16 protein-coding genes are annotated in these 19,001 nt (G+C 67.9%); 3 read left to right on the forward strand and 13 right to left on the reverse strand.

Annotation, left to right across the window (positions count from 1 at the left end; translation table 11 throughout):
• Positions 1-87: 87 nt before the first annotated feature.
• A complete protein-coding gene (locus EA796_RS16440; protein WP_122109380.1) occupies positions 88-1,272 on the reverse strand; it encodes an NAD(P)/FAD-dependent oxidoreductase in 1,185 nt (394 codons plus the stop codon).
• A 207-nt stretch (positions 1,273-1,479) separates the two neighbouring features.
• Here EA796_RS16440 and EA796_RS16445 point away from each other — a divergent pair, with 207 nt between their 5' ends.
• On the forward strand, positions 1,480-2,211 hold the full coding sequence (locus EA796_RS16445) for an ABC transporter substrate-binding protein (protein WP_122109381.1): 732 nt from the start codon (positions 1,480-1,482) through the stop codon (positions 2,209-2,211).
• Positions 2,212-2,283: 72 nt separating this feature from the next.
• On the opposite strand, the gene EA796_RS16450 is transcribed toward EA796_RS16445, so the two are convergent.
• The 3 genes from EA796_RS16450 to mdtD are packed head-to-tail and all read right to left on the reverse strand — an operon-like array spanning position 2,284 to position 6,392.
• Positions 2,284-3,519: a diguanylate cyclase domain-containing protein gene (locus EA796_RS16450; RefSeq protein WP_122109382.1), complete on the reverse strand. Its 1,236-nt coding sequence runs from the start codon at positions 3,517-3,519 to the stop codon at positions 2,284-2,286.
• A 25-nt stretch (positions 3,520-3,544) separates the two neighbouring features.
• The gene (dbpA, locus tag EA796_RS16455; RefSeq protein WP_122109383.1) at positions 3,545-4,921 is read right to left on the reverse strand and encodes an ATP-dependent RNA helicase DbpA; all 1,377 of its coding nucleotides are present in this window, start codon (positions 4,919-4,921) and stop codon (positions 3,545-3,547) included.
• 49 nt (positions 4,922-4,970) lie between these two features.
• On the reverse strand, positions 4,971-6,392 hold the full coding sequence (gene mdtD / locus EA796_RS16460) for a multidrug transporter subunit MdtD (protein WP_122109384.1): 1,422 nt from the start codon (positions 6,390-6,392) through the stop codon (positions 4,971-4,973).
• A gap of 112 nt (positions 6,393-6,504) precedes the next feature.
• Here mdtD and torT point away from each other — a divergent pair, with 112 nt between their 5' ends.
• Entirely contained in the window at positions 6,505-7,524 is a 1,020-nt protein-coding gene (gene torT, locus EA796_RS16465) for a TMAO reductase system periplasmic protein TorT (protein ID WP_122109385.1), read from the forward strand.
• A 17-nt stretch (positions 7,525-7,541) separates the two neighbouring features.
• On the opposite strand, the gene betA is transcribed toward torT, so the two are convergent.
• The 9 genes from betA to EA796_RS16505 form a co-directional block, all read right to left on the reverse strand.
• A complete protein-coding gene (betA, locus tag EA796_RS16470; RefSeq protein ID WP_122109386.1) occupies positions 7,542-9,239 on the reverse strand; it encodes a choline dehydrogenase in 1,698 nt (565 codons plus the stop codon).
• 199 nt (positions 9,240-9,438) lie between these two features.
• Positions 9,439-10,911: a betaine-aldehyde dehydrogenase gene (gene betB / locus EA796_RS16475; RefSeq protein ID WP_021444416.1), complete on the reverse strand. Its 1,473-nt coding sequence runs from the start codon at positions 10,909-10,911 to the stop codon at positions 9,439-9,441.
• Positions 10,912-11,166: 255 nt separating this feature from the next.
• Positions 11,167-11,757: a transcriptional regulator BetI gene (gene betI, locus EA796_RS16480; RefSeq protein ID WP_122109387.1), complete on the reverse strand. Its 591-nt coding sequence runs from the start codon at positions 11,755-11,757 to the stop codon at positions 11,167-11,169.
• Between the two features lie 166 nt (positions 11,758-11,923).
• On the reverse strand, positions 11,924-12,361 hold the full coding sequence (locus EA796_RS23105) for a hypothetical protein (RefSeq protein WP_147459052.1): 438 nt from the start codon (positions 12,359-12,361) through the stop codon (positions 11,924-11,926).
• A 119-nt stretch (positions 12,362-12,480) separates the two neighbouring features.
• Positions 12,481-13,332 carry a glycine betaine ABC transporter substrate-binding protein gene (locus EA796_RS16485; protein ID WP_122109388.1) on the reverse strand — a complete coding sequence of 284 codons (852 nt, stop codon included), beginning with the start codon at positions 13,330-13,332 and terminating at the stop codon, positions 12,481-12,483.
• 207 nt (positions 13,333-13,539) lie between these two features.
• Positions 13,540-14,484: a choline ABC transporter substrate-binding protein gene (locus tag EA796_RS16490; RefSeq protein ID WP_122109389.1), complete on the reverse strand. Its 945-nt coding sequence runs from the start codon at positions 14,482-14,484 to the stop codon at positions 13,540-13,542.
• Between the two features lie 29 nt (positions 14,485-14,513).
• Entirely contained in the window at positions 14,514-15,392 is an 879-nt protein-coding gene (locus tag EA796_RS16495; protein ID WP_021443420.1) for a proline/glycine betaine ABC transporter permease, read from the reverse strand.
• Positions 15,385-16,590 carry a glycine betaine/L-proline ABC transporter ATP-binding protein gene (locus EA796_RS16500; protein ID WP_021443421.1) on the reverse strand — a complete coding sequence of 402 codons (1,206 nt, stop codon included), beginning with the start codon at positions 16,588-16,590 and terminating at the stop codon, positions 15,385-15,387. The genes EA796_RS16495 and EA796_RS16500 overlap by 8 nt, the downstream gene beginning before the upstream one ends.
• A gap of 838 nt (positions 16,591-17,428) precedes the next feature.
• Positions 17,429-18,367, reverse strand: coding sequence for an ABC transporter substrate-binding protein (locus EA796_RS16505; protein ID WP_021443422.1), 939 nt, complete (start codon positions 18,365-18,367; stop codon positions 17,429-17,431).
• Positions 18,368-18,618: 251 nt separating this feature from the next.
• Between EA796_RS16505 and EA796_RS16510 the strand changes: the two genes are divergently transcribed.
• Positions 18,619-19,001, forward strand: a 383-nt coding sequence (locus tag EA796_RS16510; RefSeq protein ID WP_305956001.1) for a serine dehydratase beta chain, incomplete at its 3' end; no start/stop codon positions are given.

Raw genomic sequence — 19,001 nt, forward strand, 5'->3', positions numbered from 1 at the left:
GTCCGTGCCGCCGCGGCGGTTCCCCGCTCGTTGGGGCATTGGTGCGCAGGGCGCACCCTAGGGCGGCAAACCGCGTTGGCGGATGCCTCAGACGTACTGCGCGGCGGCGTAGCCCGAGGCCCAGGCCCACTGGAAGTTGAAGCCGCCGAGGTGGCCGGTGACGTCGAGCACCTCGCCGATGAAGTACAGCCCCGGCACCCTGAGCGATTCCAGGGTCTTGGACGACACCTCGCGGGTGTCGACGCCGCCCAGGGTGACCTCGGCGGTGCGGTAGCCCTCGGTGCCGGCCGGCACCAGCTGCCAGTCGGACAGACGCTCGGCAATCGCCTTCAGCTCGCCCGGGCTGTACTGCTTCAGCGGCTTGTTGGCGAACCAGTTGTCCACCAGCAGGGTCGCCATCTTCTTGGTGAACAGCTCGGCCAGCAGGGTCTTCAGCTCGCTGCTGCCGCGTTCGCGCTGCTGGGTCGCCAGCCACTCGGGCAGGTCGATATGCGGCAGCAGGTCGATATGCAGGGTGTCGCCCGGCTGCCAGTAGGAGGAAATCTGCAGAATCGCCGGGCCGGACAGGCCGCGGTGGGTGAACAGGATGTTCTCCTTGAAGCTCTGCCCGTTGCAGCTCACCAGGCAGTCCTCCACCGAAGTGCCGGACAGCTCCGTGCACAGCGTCTTGAGCTGCGGGTCGGTAATGGTGAAGGGCACCAGGCCGGCGCGGGTCGGCAGCACCTGATGGCCGAACTGGCGGGCCACCTGGTAGCCGAACCCCGTGGCGCCGAGGGTGGGGATGGACAGCCCGCCGCTGGCGATCACCAGCGACTGGCAGGCGATCGCGCCGAGGTCGCTGTGCAGCAGGAAGCCGCCGTCGGTCTTGGCGATGCTCTGCACCGCGGTGTTCAGGCGGATCTCGGCGCCGGCCTCGGCGCACTCGGCCAGCAGCAGATCGAGGATGGCATTGGCCTTGTGGTCGCAGAACAGCTGGCCGAGCTTCTTCTCGTGATAGGGCACGCCGTGCTTGGCCACCAGGCCGATGAAGTCCCACTGGCTGTAGCGCGCCAGGGCGGACTTGCAGAAGTGCGGATTTTCCGAGAGGAAGTTGCCCGGCTCGCAGTACAGGTTGGTGAAATTGCAGCGCCCGCCGCCGGACATGAGGATCTTCTTGCCGGCCTTGTTGGCATGGTCCAGCACCAGCACGCGGCGGCCGCGCGCGGCGGCGTTGGCGGCGCACATCAGGCCGGCGGCGCCGGCACCGACTATCACTACCTCAGTGTGCAACACGAGAGTTCCCCAGCGATTCGAGCGCACAGGCGGAGGCTGCGCGAAAACCCGCGCATCTTACCCGAAGCCGCTCTGGCCCGCCGATCCTGGCGCGGCAGGGCGGATGGACGGCCGCCCTGGCCAGCACCTGTATCAAAAATGAGACAGTGACGAGGGCTTTCGCGCCTGCTATCACTAGCATTGATCATTCCCCACGGATCGCCGCCGATGCCCGCAGTGCGCGCCTGGCTGTTGCTCTTGCTGCTGTCGCCGGCTCTGGCGGCGGGCGAATCGTTGCGCCTGGTGGCGGACCCCTGGCCGCCGTTCAACGACCGCCGCCTGCCCGGCAACGGCCTGGCCAGCGAGCTGGTGGAGCAGGCGCTGCAGCGCGCCGGCTACCGCACCAGCTACGTCGAGGTGCCCTGGCAGCGGGCGGTGCTGGGGCTCAAGCGCGGCGACTACGACGTGCTGATCAACGCCTGGTACAGCCCCGAACGCGCCGAGTTCGGCCACTACTCGCAGCCCTATCTGGTCAACCGCATCCGCTTTCTGCAGCGCAAGGGTGCCGGCATCCGCTTCGACAGCCTGGCCGATCTGTATCCGCACAGCATCGCCGTGGTGCGTGGCTACGCCTATTCCGCCGAGTTCGACGGTGACGAGCGGCTGCGCAAGGTCGGCGTCGGCGGTTTCGCCACCGCCGCGCGCATGCTGCACGCCGGGCGCGTGCAGCTGACCCTGGAGGACGAGCTGGTGGCGCGCTATCACCTCGGTCGCGAGCTGCGCGCCATGCGCGACGAGCTGGAGTTTCTGCCGCTGCCGTTGAGCGAGAACGGCCTGCATATCCTGGTGCGCCGCAGCCACCCCGAACACCGCGAGATCGCCAGGCGCTTCGACCGGGCGATCCAGGCGATGAGCGACGACGGCAGCTATGCCGCCACCTTTCGGCGGCATGGGCTCTGAGCTCGCGTGGCCCCGTTCGCCGGCGGTTTGGATCGCCCGCCAGCGGGCTCCTACGCGGTGCACTGAGCGCGGCTAGGCCAGCACCGTGCGCGCACGGCCCTGCTGCTTGGCCTGGTACAGGCGCATGTCGGCCTCGTGCAGCAGGCTTTCCAGATCGTCCGGTTCGCCGCGATAGAGCCCGGCGCTGAACGACAGCGGCGGCGCGCCGGCGGCGTAGTGCAGGCCGGCGCACTGGCGGCGCAAGCGGTCGAGGGCCTGCGCCAGGTCGTCGGCCTGCTGCGCGCTGACCAGGGCGAACTCCTCGCCGCCGAGGCGACCGAGCAGGGCGTCGGGGAAGGCGCCGGCCAGGGCGCGGGCGAACACCACCAGGGCGCTGTCGCCGCTGGCATGGCCGAAACCGTCGTTGATCTGCTTGAAGTGGTCGAGGTCGAGCATCGCCACGCTCAGTTCGTGGCCGTCGCGGCGCGCCTGCTGCAATAGCTGCAGGCCCTGCTCGTAGAAGGCGCGGCGGTTGTTCAGCCCGGTCAGCGCGTCGAACTGCGCCGCCTGCTTCAGTGCGCGCAGCAGGTCGCGGCGCTCCAGGGTGGACATCACCCGGCAGTTGAGTTCCTCGGGGCAGAACGGCTTGCGCAGGAAGTCGTCGGCGCCGTGCTTGATGAACAGCGCGCTGAGCGAGCCCTTGGCGTCGGCGGACAGGCCGATGATGATCAGCTCGTGGCGTTTCATCTTCTGCCGCAGCAGCTTGACCAGCTCGAAGCCGCTGATGCCGGGCATGGCGTGGTCCAGCACCAGCAGGTCGATGTCCGGCTGCTCGGCGAGCAGGCGCAGGGTCTCCTCGCCGTCGCGGGCCTCGAGGATCTGGTAGCGGTGCGGGGTGAGCACGTGGCGGATGTAGTGGCGGGTGGCCTCGGAGTCCTCGGCGATGAGGATCTTGATCTTCGCGTTGTGCTCCAGGCGGTGCAGCAGGCGGAAGGCGTACTCGTAGGAGTGCTGGCTCTCCTTGAGCACGTAGTCGACCACGCCCTTCATCAGCAGCTCGTCGCGGCGCTGCTCGTTGTAGCTGCCGCTGAGCACGATGCACGGCAGGCGGTAGCGCATCACCAGGTCGACGCTCTCGCCGTTGGGCGCATCCGGCAGGTGCAGGTCGACGATGGCGGCGAAGAACAGCCCGGCGGAGGTCTCCAGCATCACCTCGGCCTCGGCCAGCGAGGCGCAGAACACCGGCTGCAGCGTCGGCTCCTGGCGGAACAGGTGCTCGAGAATCTTCAGCACCAGCGGACTGTCTTCGATGACCAGGATATTGCGCATCCCTATTCCTCTCCTGGCGGGCCTGCTAGAGCAGGCGTACGCGTAACGTGCGCCCCTTGATCTTGCCTTCGGTGAGGCGTTTGAGGGCCTGTCTGGCCACGTCGCGCTCGACCGCGACGAAGGCCTGGTAGTCGAACAGGGCGATCTTGCCGACCTGGCTGCCGGGCAGCCCGGCATCGCCGGTCAGTGCGCCGAGGATGTCGCCGGGGCGCAGTTTGTCCTTGCGCCCGGCGCCGATGCACAGCGTGTGCATCGGCGGCAGCAGCGGCTCGCCGCCGGCCTTGGCCGCGGGCAGCGGGTACCAGGCCAGCGCCTTGCCCTGCAGCGCCTCGATGGCCTGCGCGCGGCCGGCTTCGGCCGGGGCCACCAGGCTCAGCGCCAGGCCCTTCTCGCCGGCCCGGCCGCTGCGGCCGATGCGGTGGATATGCACCTCGGCATCGCGGCTCAGCTCGACGTTGATCACCAGCTCCAGGCCGGCGATGTCCAGGCCGCGGGCGGCCACGTCGGTGGCCACCAGCACGCTGAGGCTGCGATTGGCGAACAGTGCCAGGATCTGGTCGCGCTCGCGTTGCTCCAGATCACCGTGCAGGGCGGCGGCGGAGATCTTTTCCGCCTCCAGCTGCGCGGCCAGCTCGTCGCACTGCTGGCGGGTGGCGCAGAAGGCCACCGCCGGCTGCTTGCGAAAATGCCGCAGCAGGGTGCTCACCGCTTCCAGGCGCTCGCCCGGGGCGATCTCGTAGAAACGCTGCTCGATCTGCCCGTCGTCGTGCTGGGCCTCGACTTCGACCCGCTCCGGGCTGCGCAGAAAGCGCGCGGCGAGCTGCTCGATGCCGGCCGGGTAGGTGGCGGAGAACAGCAGGGTCTGGCGCCGCGCCGGGGTCTGCTCGATGATCTCGGCGATGCTGTCGATAAAGCCCATGTCGAGCATGCGGTCGGCCTCGTCGAGCACCAGGGTATTGAGGCCGTCGACCTTCAGCGTGCCCTTGCGCAGGTGCTCCTGCACCCGCCCCGGGGTGCCGACTATGACGTGGGCGCCGTGCTCCAGCGAGCCGATCTGCGGGCCGAAGGGCACGCCGCCACAGAGGGTCAGCACCTTGACGTTGTCGGCGGCGCGGGCCAGGCGGCGGATTTCCTTGGCCACCTGGTCGGCCAGCTCGCGCGTGGGGCACAGCACCAGCGCCTGGCAGCCGAAGTAGCGCGGGTTGAGCGGGTGCAGCAGGCCGAGGGCGAAGGCCGCGGTCTTGCCGCTGCCGGTCTTGGCCTGGGCGATCAGGTCGCGGCCCTTGAGGATCAGCGGCAGGCTGGCGGCCTGGATCGGCGTCATCTGCGCGTAGCCGATGGCGGCGAGGTTGGCCTGCATGGCGGCGGACAGGGGCAGGCTGGCGAAGGCGGTGGCGGTCACGGCAAGGGCTCGGGGCTGGCGAAACAGGCCGGCAGTGTAGCAGGCCGGCCTAGTCTTCCGCTGACACCTCGAGGCGCCGCGCGCGGCGGCCGTCGGCCGGGTCGAGCTGGAGGAAGATCGCCGCGGCCAGCATCGACAGCAGGCCGACGCACAGGTAGGTGGCCTGGAACGCCTGCAGCAGCTGGCCCTCGCCGCCGAACTCGCGGCTGAAGCCGCCCAGCAGCGCCGCCGAAGCCGCCACCCCCAGGCCCATGGCCAGCTGCACCACCACCGACAGCAGGCTGTTGCCGCTGCTGGCGTCGCGGTTGTCCAGGTCGATCAGGGTGACGGTGTTCATCGCGGTGAACTGCAGCGAGTTGACCGCGCCGATCAGGCCCAGCTGGACGATCAGCTGCAGCAGCGGGGTGTCCGCATCGACCAGGGCCAGGCTGGCGATCAGCACGCCGAGCAGCAGGGTGTTGCCGGTGAGGATGCGGCGGTAGCCGAGGCGCTCGATCAGTGGCTTGGCCAGGGGTTTGACCGCCATCGCCGCCAGCGCCAGGGGGATCAGGCTCATGCCGGCCTGCGCCGGCGAGTAGCCCATCGCCAGTTGCAGCAGCAGCGGGGTGAGAAAGGGCAGGGCGCCGCTGCCGAGGCGGGCGAACAGGTTGCCGATGATGCCCACGGCGAAGCCGCGGGTACGGAACAGGCTGGGGGCGAACAGCGGCTGCTCGATGCGCCCGGCGCGCAGCCAGTAGGCGGCCAGGCAGGCCAGGCCGCCGAGCAGCAGGAGCATCACCCGCATGGTCGGCAGGTGCAGCTCGCCCAGGCCTTCCAGGGCCACGGTGATCAGCAGCATGGCGGCGCCAAACAGCACAAAGCCCGGGGTGTCGAAGCGGCTGCGGCTCGGTCCGCGCAGGTCCGGCATATGCCGCAGCGCCGCCCAGCAGCCGAGCAGGCCGACCGGCAGGTTGATCAGGAAGATCCAGTGCCAGCTGGCCACCTCCACCAGCCAGCCGCCCAGGCTTGGGCCGAGCAGCGGGCCGAGCAGGCCGGGCAGGGTGACGAAGCTCATGATCCGCACCAGCTCCGAGCGCGGGTAGGCGCGCAGCACCACCAGGCGCCCGACCGGCATCATCAGCGCGCCGCCGAGGCCCTGCACGATGCGCGCGCCGACCAGCATGGGCAGGGAGGTGGACAGGGCGCACAGCAGCGAACCGAGGCTGAACAGGGCGATGGCGCCGAAGAAGATGCGCCGCGTGCCGAAGCGGTCGGCGATCCAGCCCGAGGCGGGGATCAGCAGGGCCACGGTGAGCATGTAGGCGATCACCACCGACTGCATGCGCAGCGGGTCTTCGGCCAGGTCGGCGGCCATGGCCGGCAGCGCGGTGTTGAGGATGGTGCCGTCCAGCGTCTGCATGAAGAAGGCGATGGCGACTATCCAGGGCAGCAGGCGGGCGGTGCGTGGGTCGAGCGGGGCGGGGTCGGTCATGGGCTCCTCGCAGGTGGCAGCCGGCACTGTAGAGCCTGGCGGCGCATCCGGCCAGGGCGCTGCTAGGCTTGTCGCTAAACAAGGCTCCCCGGCTCGGGGTAAGGACGGCGGCATGCGCTGGGTTCCACTATGGCTCGCTCTGGTCGCTCCCGCCCTGCTGGCGGCGCCCTGGTTTCCCTATCCGGTACAGGTCGACGGCCAGGCGCGCGAGTACCGGGCGCTGGCGAAAGCCGAGCGGGCGTGGCGCATCTGCGCCCTGTTGCCGCACGGCAAGGATCGCTACTGGTGGGGCGTGGCCTGGGGCCTGGACCAGGAGGCGCGGCGTCTCGGCGTGCAGCTGGGCATCTACGAGGCCGGTGGCTACGAGCACGGGCCGGTGCAGCTGGAGCAGTTCGAGAATTGCGTGGCGCTGGGCGCCGAGGCCTTCCTGCTGGCCAGCATCAATACCCTCGACCTGTGCCCGGCGGTGGCCGAGCAGCGCGCCGCCGGGCGGCCGGTGATCGACCTGGTCAATCGCCTCGACTGCACTGACCTCAGCGCGCGCTCGCGGGTGGATTTCGCCGACATGGCCGCGGCCACCCTGGCCTACGCGGTGCAGCACGGCGGCGGCCGGCCGCTGCGCATCGGCTGGTTACCGGGCCCGGCCGACGCCGGCTGGGTGCAGGATGCCGAGCGCGGCCTGCAGGCCGCCCTGGTCGGCAGCGCGGCGACCCTGGTGCACGGCGGTTACGGCCCGGTGGACCGCAGCAGCCAGGCGCAGCTGGTACGGGCGCTGCTCAAGGCCAACCCCGACCTCGACTACCTGATCGGCAACGCCGAGGCGGCGGCGTTCGCCGCGCAGCTGGTGCACAACCTCGGCGTGCGCGCCGAGGTGCTGGCCTTCTACGCCACCGAGCGGGTGCTGGAGCAGATCGGCGAAGGGCAGATGCTGGCGGCGCCGACCGATTCGCCGGTGATCCAGGCGCGCATCGCCCTCGACCTGGCGGTGCGCGGCCTGCAGGGCGAGGCGCTGCCGGCGCGGGTCGGCCCGCGCATCGAGATGCTCGACCGCGCGAGCCTGGCGCGTTTCGACATCGGCCGGCTGATGCCGCCCGAGGGCCACTGGATGATTCGCCAGGAGCTGCCGCAGTAGCGGCCGCTGGCGCGCCGTCAGGCCGCCGACACCGGCCGCTGCGGCTGGCCGCGTACCGGCGTGTCGCCGGCGACGAAGTACCTGGCGGTGCTGCGCGGCAGCGGCGCGCGGCCGCGAATCCGGTCGGCGATCTTCTCGGCGAGCATGATGGTGGTGGCGTTGAGGTTGCCGGTGATGATCTCCGGCATGATCGACGCGTCCACCACCCGCAGGCCCTGCACGCCGTGCACCCGGCCCTGGCCGTCGACCACCGCCATGGCGTCCTCGCCCATCTTGCACGAGCACGAGGGATGGAAGGCGGTCTCGGCATGTTCGCGGACGAAGGCGTCCAGTTCGGCGTCGCTCTGGCAGTCCGGGCCGGGGCTGATCTCGCGCCCGCGGAAGGCGTCCAGCGCCGGCTGGGCCATGATCTCGCGGGTGATGCGGATGGCGTCGCGGAACTCCTGCCAGTCCTGTTCGTGGCTCATGTAGTTGAACAGGATGCTCGGGTGCTGGCGCGGGTCCCTGGATTTGAGCTGCACGCGGCCGCGGCTGGGCGAGCGCATGGAGCCGACGTGGGCCTGGAAGCCGTGTTCCTTCACCGCGTTGCTGCCGTTGTAGTTGATCGCCACCGGCAGGAAGTGGAACTGGATGTTGGGCCAGGCGAATTCCGGACGGGTGCGGATGAAACCGCCGGCCTCGAACTGGTTGCTGGCGCCCAGGCCCTTGCCGCGCAGCAGCCAGTGGGCGCCGATGGCCGGCTGGTTCCACCACTTCAGCGCCGGGTAGATCGACACCGGCTCCTTGCAGGCGTACTGCAGGTACATCTCCAGGTGGTCCTGCAGGTTCTGGCCGACGCCGGGCAGCTCGTGCACCAGGGGGATGTCCAGTTCGCGCAGCAGGGCGGCGGGGCCGACCCCGGAGCGCTGCAGGATCTGCGGCGAGGCGATGGCGCCGGAGCACAGCAGCACCTCGCGGCGGGCGCGGACGATCACCGGCGTGTCGCCCTCGCCGTGCAGGTAGGCGACGCCGCTGGCGCGCTTGCCGTCGAACAGGATGCGGTCGGTCAGGGCGTGGGTGACGATGCGCAGGTTGGGCCGGCCGCGGGCCTGGTCGAGGTAGCCGCGGGCGGTGCTGGAGCGGCGGCCCTGCGCGGTGACGGTGCGGTCCATGGGGCCGAAGCCTTCCTGCTGGTAGCCGTTGAGGTCGTCGGTACGCGGGTAGCCGGCCTGCACGCCGGCCTCGACCATGGCATGGAACAGCGGGTTGTTGCCGGCCTTCGGCGTGGTCACCGACACCGGGCCGTCGCCGCCGTGGTAGTCGTTGGCGCCGATGTCGCGGGTTTCCGCCTTGCGGAAATAGGGCAGGCAGTCCAGGTAGGTCCAGTCTTCCAGGCCCGGCAGCTTGGCCCAGTTGTCGAAGTCCAGGGCGTTGCCGCGGATGTAACACATGCCGTTGATCAGCGAGGAGCCGCCCAGGCCCTTGCCGCGCCCGCATTCCATGCGCCGGTTGTTCATGAAGGGCTCCGGCTCGGTCTCGTAGGCCCAGTTGTAGCGCCGGCCCTGCAGCGGGAAGGCCAGGGCGGCGGGCATCTGGGTGCGAAAGTCGAGGCGGTAGTCGGGGCCGCCGGCTTCCAGCAGCAGCACGCTGACGTCTGCGTCCTCGCTCAGGCGGGTGGCCAGCACGTTACCGGCCGAGCCGGCGCCGATGATGATGTAGTCGAATTCTTGCGACATGGGCGTCACCTGTATGACGGGTCTGCGTAGCCCCGAGGGTGGGTTAGGCGCAAGACCGGGCTTGGTCTGCATCCGATGTCGGTGCGCCGTAACCCACCGGGTTGATCGGATTGGCGAACTGGTGGGTTACGCGGCGCTCACTGCCTGTGGAGCGCAGGCGTTGCGGTTCGCGCCGCTAACCCACCCTAGGGGCGGCTATTCAGAACACCGAGGCGTAGCCGCCCAGTTCCACCTGCACCGACTTGATCCGGGTGTAGTGGCCGAGGGTGGTCAGGCCGTTCTCGCGGCCGACGCCGGACTGCTTGTAGCCGCCCACCGGCATCTCCGCCGGCGACTCGCCCCAGGTGTTGATCCAGCAGATGCCGGCTTCCAGCTGGTGGATGACCCGGTGCGCGCGATTGAGGTCGCGGGTCACCACGCCGGCGGCCAGGCCGTAGTCGGTGTCGTTGGCGCGGCGGATCGCCTCCTCTTCGCTGTCGTAGATGAGGATGCTCATCACCGGGCCGAAGATTTCCTCGCGCACTATGGTCATGGCGTCGGTGCAGTCGGTGAACACGGTCGGCGCCACGTAAGCGCCCTTGGCGTAGTCGCCGTCGGTGACGCGCGCGCCGCCGATCAGCAGGCGCGCGCCCTCGGCGCGGCCCTTCTCGATGTAGCCGAGCACGCTGTCCATATGCGCCGCGCTGACCAGTGGGCCGAAGTTGGTGGCCTCATCCAGCGGGCTGCCCAGGCGGATGCGCTTGACCCGCTCGAGCACCTTGGCCTCGAAGCGCGCCTGCAGCATGCGCGGCACGAACACCCGGGTGCCGTTGGTGCAGACCTGGCCGGAGCTGTAGAAGTTGGCCATCACCGCGATGTCGGCGGCGCGGTCCAGATCGGCGTCCTCGAACACGATCAGCGGCGACTTGCCGCCCAGCTCCATGGTCACTTCCTTGAGGGTGGAGCTGGAGGCGCTGGCCATCACCTTCTTGCCGGTGCTGGTGCCGCCGGTGAAGGAGATCTTCTCGATGCCGGGGTGCTCGGTCAGCCACTGGCCGAGCTCGCGGCCGCTGCCGGTGAGCACGTTGAACACGCCGTCGGGCAGGCCGGCCTCGGTGTAGATCTCGGCCAGCTTCAGCGCGGTCAGCGAGGTGACTTCGCTGGGCTTGAAGATCATCGCGTTGCCGGCGGCCAGGGCCGGCGCGGATTTCCACAGGGCGATCTGGATCGGGTAGTTCCAGGCGCCGATGCCGGCGACCACGCCCAGCGGCTCGCGGCGGGTGTAGACGAAGGAGGATTCGCGCAGCGGGATCTGCTCGCCCTCGATGGCCGGGATCAGCCCGGCGTAGTACTCCAGCACGTCGGCGCCGGTGACGATGTCGACGTTGCGGGTTTCGGAAAGCGGCTTGCCGGTGTCCAGGGTCTCCAGCTCGGCCAGCTCGTCGTTGCGCGCGCGGAGGATGTCCACCGCCTTGCGCAGGATGCGCGAGCGCTGCATGGCGGTCATCGCCGCCCAGACCTTCTGCCCCTGCTTGGCGCTGGCCACCGCACGCTCGACATCGGCCTGGCTGGCGCGCTGCAGGGTGGCGAGCACCTCGCCGGTGGCCGGGTTGATGCTGTCGAAGGTCTGGCCACTGCTGGCGGCGACGTAACGGCCACCGATATAGAGCTGCTGCTGGTCGAAGCGGGGCATGGGCTGTCCTCTGGGCGCGAATGAATTGGCTAGAAAACAGCCTATTTTATTTAGATTGAACGATCAATCAATAAAAACGACAGTGCGCAGCTAATCGCGACATGCAGGAGTCGGGGGCGCCATGCGCGCCGCGCGATCTCGGGGGGATTCGATAAACCCTGCAGCCGCCTGACTTAGCGGCATTGCAGCGGCGCTGATTCGAGTCGGCGACCGGCTTTGCAGGCGGTGCGCGCAGCCTAGTGGCCCCGCGACCGCCTAGCAGGCCTTGCCCAGTTGCAGATCGAGGTAGTCGTAGGCGATACGGCGCGCCTGCTCGGTGTCGAAGGCTTTGCCGGACAGCGCGCCGCGCAGCCACAGGCCGTCGATCAGGGCGGCGAGCCCGCGCGCGGCGGCGCGCGCCTCGTCGGCCGGCAGCACGCGGCGGAACTGGCCGCACAGGTTGGAATACAGGCGGTGGTCGTTGACCCGCTGCAGGCGGCGCAGCGCCGGCTGGTGCATGCTGCTGGCCCAGAATGCCAGCCAGGTCTTCATCGCCGGGCCGCTGACCTGGCTGTCGTCGAAGTTGCCGTCGATCATCGCCTTCAGGTGAGCGCGCGGACCGTCCTCGCGCAGCGCGCGGCGACGTTCGCCCACCGCCTCGCTGAGCGCCTGCATCAGGTGGCGCATGGTCGCTTCGAGCAGGCCGTTCTTGTCGTTGAAGTAGTGACTGATGATGCCGTTGGACACCCCGGCCAGGCGGGCGATATAGGCGATGCTGGCATCGGCCATGCCGACCTGGTCGACGGCCTCCAGGGTGGCGGCGATCAGTTGCGAACGACGGATGGGCTGCATGCCGACCTTGGGCATGGGTCTCTCCAGCGGGGGAAGTAGGGCCGGAGTCTAGGCGGATTTTGATCGTTCGATCAATCAACGCAGGGCAGGCGAGTGAGGGGGCGATTCTGTAGGGTGCGCCGTGCGCACCGCTTGCCGGATGGGCTGAGGTTGAGTCGCTCGGACGTTATTTCCCTTGAAACTATGCCGATGCAATAGTCCAGAGCTCGGCTAGAACAGCCGTGCTGTCAGGCCAAAGAAGCACAATAGAGAAAACTCCAAGGGCATAGGGAAGAGAATAAACAATTAACGCGAGAGGCATTGTGAGTGCGCTGATAATTAACAGTGGCTTGGAATTTTTTATCGTTTCTAGGTGGGTCACAGTTTGCTCATCAAGCTGCTGCTCAATGCTCGACTCTAGGCGGGCAACTACAAATGCAATAAATGTGTAGATTAGAGCAAGTCCGATAAAGCCGGGAATGAGTTCAGTGCTATGTTGGCTCATGGAAAGTCCAATTACTTCAATTTGACTGAGGTCGATGTTAAGTAGTTTGGTGAATAGCCCTAGTGTTGATAGTGCCAGCGTGGCTTTGCCAAGCTCCATGCTGTGTACTGCTATACCATGCTTTGCAAAAGACATATGGCTACCTTGGGTGTGTTTTCTGAAAAGTAGCTTAGCTATGTTTGTGTTATTAATCCCTTTCGCCAGAAACGACGAAGCGGGCCTGAGCCCGCTTCGTGTTCACGCCAGTCTGAGCCTTACTGCAACCAGCCCGCGACGCGCTCGGGGTTGGCGGCGATCCAGTCCTTGGCGGCCTGCTCCGGCTTGGCGCCGTCGCGGATGGCCAGCATCACCGCGCCGACTTCCTCGCCGCTCCAGGAGAACTTCTTGAGGAAGGCGGTGGCGTCGGCAGCCTTGGCCTCGAGGCCCGGGTTGACCACGGTGTCGACGTGCTCGTCATCGCCGTAGACCTTCTTCGGGTCTTCGAGGAAGCGCAGTTTCCACTTGGCGAACATCCAGTGCGGAATCCAGCCGGTCACCACGATCGGTTTGCCCGCCTTCTCGGCGCGGGTCAGGGCGGTGGCCATGGCCGGGCCGGAGCTGGGCATCAGCTTGATGCTGGTCAGTTCGTACTGCTTGATGGCGTCTTCGGTGCGGCGCATCACGCCGGCGCCGGCGTCGATGCCGGTGATCTTGCCGTCGAAGTCCTTGGCGTACTTCTCCAGGTCGGCGATGCTCTTGGCCTCGACGTAGTCGGGCACGATCAGGCCGATCTTGGCGCCCTGGTAGTTGGCGCCGAGCACCACCACCTTGTCCTTGAGCTTGGCGTAGTACTCGCCGTGGGTGGCCGGCAGCCAGGCCGAGAGGGTGGCGTCGAGGTCGCCACGGGCCACGCCCTGCCACATGATGGCGGGTTCGACCGGCTTGAGTTCCACCGGGTAGCCGAGCTTGCTCTGCAGGATCTCGCCGGCGACATGGGTGGCGGCAACGCTGTCGTCCCAGCCGTTGACGTAGCCGATCTTCAGGGTGGGTTTGTCGGCGGCGAGGGCGCTGCCCAGGCCGAGTGCCAGGGCGGCGGCGCCGAGGCAGAGTTGCTTGAGTACGCGCATATCTTGGTGCTCCGTCAGTTGAGTGGCAGTTGCAAAGGTGTTGACTGGCTCGTTCTGATTGCGGGCCTGGCGCGCCGGCCGTCGCTGCTGGCCGCCGGTTCGCGGGCAAAGCCCTCCCCATCGCGGTCTGGCCGCGACCGCGCGTGCATCGATGAGGAGGTTTCCAGGCCCGGAGGATGCGCGTCCGGGCCCGAATACGGGGTGGCGTCAGAGGCCGACGTGTTTCTTCACCGCGGCCGCGCCGTCCTGGCCGTCGAAGGTGGTCACGCCGCTCAGCCACTGGTCGAGGATCGCCGGGTTGGCCTTGATCCAGGCCTTGGCGACGTCCTGCGGGTTTTCCTTCTCCAGCACCTTTTCCATCAGCTGGCTTTCGATCTCGACGCTGAACTGCAGGTTGTTGAGCAGCTTGCCGACGTTGGCGCAGCGCGCTTCGTAGTCCGGCGGCACCACGGTGTAAACCTTGGCCGCGCCGTAGTCGGGGCCGAACACCTCGTCGCCGCCGGCCAGGTAGGTGATGTCGAACTGGGTGTTCATCGGGTGCGGTGCCCAGCCGAGGAATACCACCGGCTCCTGCTTCTTGATCGCCCGCGACACCTGCACCAGCATGCCGGCCTCGCTGGACTCGACCATGCGGAAGCCGCCGAGGCCGAACTGGTCGCCCTTGATCATGCCGTCGATCAGCAGGTTGCCGTCGTTACCCGGCTCGATGCCGTAGATCTTGCCGCCGAGCTGGTCCTTGAACTTGGCGATGTCCTGGAAGCTTTTCAGCCCCGCCTCGGCGGCGTAGGTCGGCACCGCCAGGGTGTACTTGGCGCCTTCGAGGTTGGGTTTTTCCAGCACCTTGACCCCGCCGTCCTTGCGGAAGGGCTCGATCACCGCGTCCATCGACGGCGCCCAGTAGCCGAGGAACACGTCGACCTGGCCGTTCTTCACCCCGGTGAAGGCGATCGGCACCGAGGCCATGATCTTGCGCGGCTGGTAGCCCAGGCCTTCGACCAGGGTCATGGCCACGCCGGTGGTGGCGGCGATGTCGGCCCAGCCGATTTCGGCGAAACGCACCTGCTTGCAACTTTCCGGCTCGGCGGCCCAGGCGCCCTGCGCCAGGGCGCAGGTCAGCAGGGCGAGGGCGGCGGAGGTCTTGATCGTGTTCATCTGCGGTTCCCTGTGAGGTGAAATGACGTTTACTGGCGCTGCAGCTTGCCGCTGAACCAGGCAAAGATGCCGCCGCGGGCGGTCTGCTTGGTGCCGAAGCTCTCGGTGATGCGGTCGAGGATGATCGCCAGCAGCACCACGGCCATGCCGCTCTCGAAGCCTAGACCGATGTCGAGACGCTGGATGCTCGCCAGCACGTCGTTGCCCAGGCCGCCGGCGCCGACCATGGAGGCGATGATCACCATCGACAGCGCCATCATGATGGTCTGGTTGACCCCGGCCATGATCGACGGCATGGCGTTGGGCAGTTGCACCTTGAACAGCAGCTGGCGGCCGTTGCAGCCGAACGACTGGCCGGCCTCGATGATTTCCTTGTTGACCTGGCGAATCCCCAGGCTGGTCAGGCGCACCGCCGGCGGCATGGCGAAGATCACCGTGGCGATGATCCCCGGCACGCGGCCGAGGCCGAACAGCATGGCCGCCGGGATCAGGTAGACGAACGCCGGCATGGTCTGCATGAAGTCGAGGATCGGCCGGATCACCAGCGCCACCCGCTCGCTCCTGGCCGCCCAGATGCCCAGCGGGATGCCCAGCAGCAGGCTGATCAGGGTGGCGGAGAAGGTCAGGCCGAGGGTCACCACGGTCTGTTCCCAGAAGCCGGTCATGACGATGAGGATGAACGACACCGCGGTGAAGGCGGCGAAGCGCGCGCCGATGCGCCACAGGCCGAGGCCGACGAAGATGGCGATGAGCAGCCAGGCCGGCGGCAGCATCAGCAGCTGCTCGATGCCTTCGGAGAAGCCGCTGACCAGGCTGCCGACGCTGTCGAAGGCGCCGCTGTAGTTGTCCAGCAGGTGCTGGACGACGTCGTTGACCCAGCTGCCCAGGTCGAGTTTCTTCTCACTCATGGGATTCCCCCTGCAGGCGGGTCAACAGCCGGCCCTTGCTGATGGCGCCGCAGTAATGGCCCTCGGCGTCGACCACCGGGATCGGCCCTTCGTTGTCCACCAGGCGGTCGATGACCTTGTCCAGCGGCATGTTTTCCGGCACCGGCACCACCTGCTTGAGGGCCGTGGTCTCCAGCGGCCGCGGCGTGTCGCCGTCGACCATCAGGGCGATCTTCTCCAGGCTGATGGAACCGCAGAAATTGCGTTGCTCGTCGACGATAAAGGCGTAGTGCTTGTCCAGCGCCTGCAGTTCCTTGCAGATCTTCGCCGCATCCGGCGCCTTGCCGTTGTAGACGTAGGTAGGCACGCTGTCGGCCTTGAGCTGGCCGGCGGTGAGGTAGCGGCTGGTGTCGACGGTGTCGAAGAAGTTGCGCACGTAGTCGTTGGCCGGCTTGTCGATCAGCTCCTGCGGGGTGCCGACCTGGATCAGCTTGCCGCCTTCCATGATGCCGATGCGGCTACCGATGCGCATGGCCTCCTCGATGTCGTGGGAGACGAAGATGATGGTGCGTCGGTGGGTCTTCTGCAGCTCCAGCAGCACGTCCTGCATCTCGCGACGCTTGAGCGGGTCGAGGGCGGAGAAGGCCTCGTCCATGATGATCATCGAGGGGTTCACCGCCAGCGCGCGGGCCAGGCCGACGCGCTGCTGCATGCCGCCGGACAGCTCGTGCGGGTACTTGTGGGCGAAGGTGTCGAGGCCGACCTGCTTGAGCACGTTCATGGCGCGCTGCTCGCGTTCCTTGCGGCCGACGCCGGCCACTTCCAGGCCGAACGCGGCGTTGTCCAGCACGCTGCGCGAGGGCATCAGGGCGAAGGACTGGAAGACCATGCTCATGTCGCGCCGACGCAGGTCGATCAGCTGCGACTGCGGCAGCTTGGCGACGTTCTGTCCGTCGATGTAGACGTCGCCGCCGCTGGGTTCGACCAGGCGGTTGATCAGGCGGATCAGGGTGGACTTGCCGGAGCCGGACAGGCCCATGAGGACGAAGATCTCGCCCTCCTCGACGCTGAACGAGACATCGCTGACGCCGATCACCGCGCCTTTCTCGGCGAGGATCTTCTCCTTGCTCCAACCTTCCTTGAGCAGCTCGATGGCTTCTTGTGGGTTGGGGCCGAAGACCTTGTACAGGTGCTCGACCACGATCTTTCCAGACTGCATGGGACGTTTCCCCTTCAATCGGCATCCTGTTCAGACTGGCACAAGCTGGCGCGCGCCGTCGGGGCGTTCGTCAGGTGCGTCAGACTTCCGATGCCTGTGTGGGTGTGTGCTGAATGTCGGGGGGTTGGCGAGCGAGTTGCGCCGGGATGCGGCAGGGGCGCTCGGGCACGCCGCAGCGCACGCAGGATGGACGCGGTGCGCCCTGTGCGTTGCCCGATCGTGCAGATGAGTGTCCCATGCCTTGCCGTGTTGCAAACCGCTTTCCAAACCCTCTGGCAGTGTTTCGAAACCCAGTCCCTTGGGGGTTCATACGCCGTCCTGGCGCATGCGTGCATCCGAAATTTCTTGTTGGTCCGGCGCCCGTCGGGAGGGCGCCGGCGCTGTCTGTTCTTCGGTCCAGAGGTGTGGGCTCTGGTCTGCCGCCCTGCTGGGCAGTGGCGGCAGCGACGTTATCGGCTGACTCAACGATATAGCCTTGGAGGCCCGGCAATTGTCGATTTGCGACTCTGACGTGTTGCGCCACGACATGCCGTCGTCCGCCGCCGGTTGTCGTGCATTCGCCGCCGGTTCGCTGCGCCTGTGGCCGTTGACTGCAAGCTGCAGCCTTAAAAAACCTTAACAGACTTTTTTAGCCCTTGGCCAAGGCTGCAGGCCGCGCCGGGCCTGATTCGCGGCCCGGCGAGAAGGCTTCAGGCGGCGTATCGCGGGGGCTGCGGCGCCATCGAAAAAAAATGCCGCGAGGGCAATGGACGAGGCGATCGGAGCGTTGCCTGGGCCAAGCGGCCTTGCCGCACGAGCGGCCAACGGCTGCTGCGCCGCGCTCGGCGCGCCGGGCGCTTCAGTGCCCCGGCGACAGGCCGAAGAGGCCGCCGCTGGGTGTGCCGCGCTGGTGGGTCACGCCCGCGAGCCAGGCGGCGATGGTCTGCGGGTTGTTCTCGATCCAGGCCTTGGCCACCCGGCGGCGGTTGGTATTGCCCTCCAGCACCGCGCTCATCAGCTGGTTCTCCGCGGCGATGGTGAAGGTCATGTTGCGCAGCAGCCGCGTCAGGTTCGGGCATTCGGCGCTGAAGCCGCCGCGCGCCACGGTATTGACCTGCGCCGCGCCGAAGTCGGGGCCGAAATACTCGTCGCCGCCGGCCAGGTAGTGCATGCGCAGGCGCTCGTTCATCGGGTGCGGTTCCCAGCCGAGGAACACCGCCCACTTGCCCAGGCGCTGGGCGCGTTCGACGTGATTGAGCATGCCGCTCTCGCTGGACTCCACCAGGCTGAAGCCGCGCAGGCCGAAGCGGTCGTCGCGGATCATCGCCTTGACCATCTCGTTGCCCTCGTTGCCGGGCTCGATGCCGAAGATCTGCCCGCCGAGCTGCTCCTTGAACTTGTGGATATCGGCGAAATCCTGCAACCCGGCCTCGTAGCCGGGGGCCAGCACCGCCAGGGTGTAGCGCACGGCCGGCAGGTTGGTGTGCAGCAGCTCGATCCGGCCGCTGTCCAGGTGTGCCTGGATCAGTTCGGCTTGTGCCGGCATCCAGTTGCCGAGGAACACGTCCATCCGGCCTTCGGCGAGGGCGCGGTAGGTCTCCGGCAGCGACAGGCGCTTGATCTGGGTGCGGTAGCCGAGTTCGCCGAGCACCAGGCGGGCCACCGCGGTGGTCATGGTGATGTCGGTCCAGCCGACGTCGGGCAGGCGCACCAGCTCGCAGCGAGCGGCCTCGGTGGCGTGCAGGCTGCTGGAGCCGAGCAGGGTGAGCGCGAGCAGCCAGTGTGCGAGTCTGTTCATGGATCGTCCTTGCCTGGTTGGGGAGCGGCTTGGCCTGGCGGGCGTGCACGCCAGTACAGCGCAAGCCGCGCCGCCGAGGAGGGCGCAATGCGACCTCGACATGCCGAAAACAGACCGGCCTCGCTCTACTTCCTGTATCCATGCAGTCGGCGACGACGACGCGTTTGGACAAGCCCGAGTCGGTGTCAGGCGTGGTCGGGGCGCCGAAACCCCGATCATGGGCGCCGACTCAATCCAACGAGGTTGCCGCCGTGGCCATCAGCGTATTCGACCTGTTCAAGATCGGCATCGGGCCGTCCAGCTCGCACACCGTGGGGCCGATGCGCGCCGCCGCGCTGTTCGTCGAGGCGCTGCGCGAGCGCCAGCTGCTGGCGCGGGTGCGGCGCATCGAAGTGCGCCTGTACGGCTCGCTGTCGGCCACCGGCGTCGGCCACGGCAGCGACCGTGCGGTGATCATGGGCCTGATGGGCGAGTGGCCGGATCGCATCGACCCGGCGCAGATCGCCCCGCGCATCGCCACGCTGCTCGAGCGCGGCGAGCTGCTGCTCGACGGCCGCCTGCCGGTCGCCTTCGACTGGGCGCGCGACATGCGCCTGCTGGAGGAAAACCTGCCCTACCACCCCAACGCCATGAC

Origin of the sequence: Pseudomonas sp. AOB-7 (assembly GCF_003696305.1) — a bacterium.
GTDB lineage: Bacteria > Pseudomonadota > Gammaproteobacteria > Pseudomonadales > Pseudomonadaceae > Aquipseudomonas.

Coding starts and splice junctions, on each gene's coding strand:
- betI (WP_122109387.1), bottom strand. CDS start 11,757: ATGCCCAAGGTCGGCATGCAGCCCATCCGTCGTTCGCAACTGATCGCC.
- EA796_RS23105 (WP_147459052.1), bottom strand. CDS start 12,361: ATGTCTTTTGCAAAGCATGGTATAGCAGTACACAGCATGGAGCTTGGC.
- torT (WP_122109385.1), top strand. CDS start 6,505: ATGCGCTGGGTTCCACTATGGCTCGCTCTGGTCGCTCCCGCCCTGCTG.
- EA796_RS16495 (WP_021443420.1), bottom strand. CDS start 15,392: ATGAGTGAGAAGAAACTCGACCTGGGCAGCTGGGTCAACGACGTCGTC.
- EA796_RS16505 (WP_021443422.1), bottom strand. CDS start 18,367: ATGAACAGACTCGCACACTGGCTGCTCGCGCTCACCCTGCTCGGCTCC.
- betA (WP_122109386.1), bottom strand. CDS start 9,239: ATGTCGCAAGAATTCGACTACATCATCATCGGCGCCGGCTCGGCCGGT.
- betB (WP_021444416.1), bottom strand. CDS start 10,911: ATGCCCCGCTTCGACCAGCAGCAGCTCTATATCGGTGGCCGTTACGTC.
- EA796_RS16490 (WP_122109389.1), bottom strand. CDS start 14,484: ATGAACACGATCAAGACCTCCGCCGCCCTCGCCCTGCTGACCTGCGCC.
- EA796_RS16450 (WP_122109382.1), bottom strand. CDS start 3,519: ATGCGCAATATCCTGGTCATCGAAGACAGTCCGCTGGTGCTGAAGATT.
- EA796_RS16445 (WP_122109381.1), top strand. CDS start 1,480: ATGCCCGCAGTGCGCGCCTGGCTGTTGCTCTTGCTGCTGTCGCCGGCT.
- EA796_RS16500 (WP_021443421.1), bottom strand. CDS start 16,590: ATGCAGTCTGGAAAGATCGTGGTCGAGCACCTGTACAAGGTCTTCGGC.
- mdtD (WP_122109384.1), bottom strand. CDS start 6,392: ATGACCGACCCCGCCCCGCTCGACCCACGCACCGCCCGCCTGCTGCCC.
- EA796_RS16485 (WP_122109388.1), bottom strand. CDS start 13,332: ATGCGCGTACTCAAGCAACTCTGCCTCGGCGCCGCCGCCCTGGCACTC.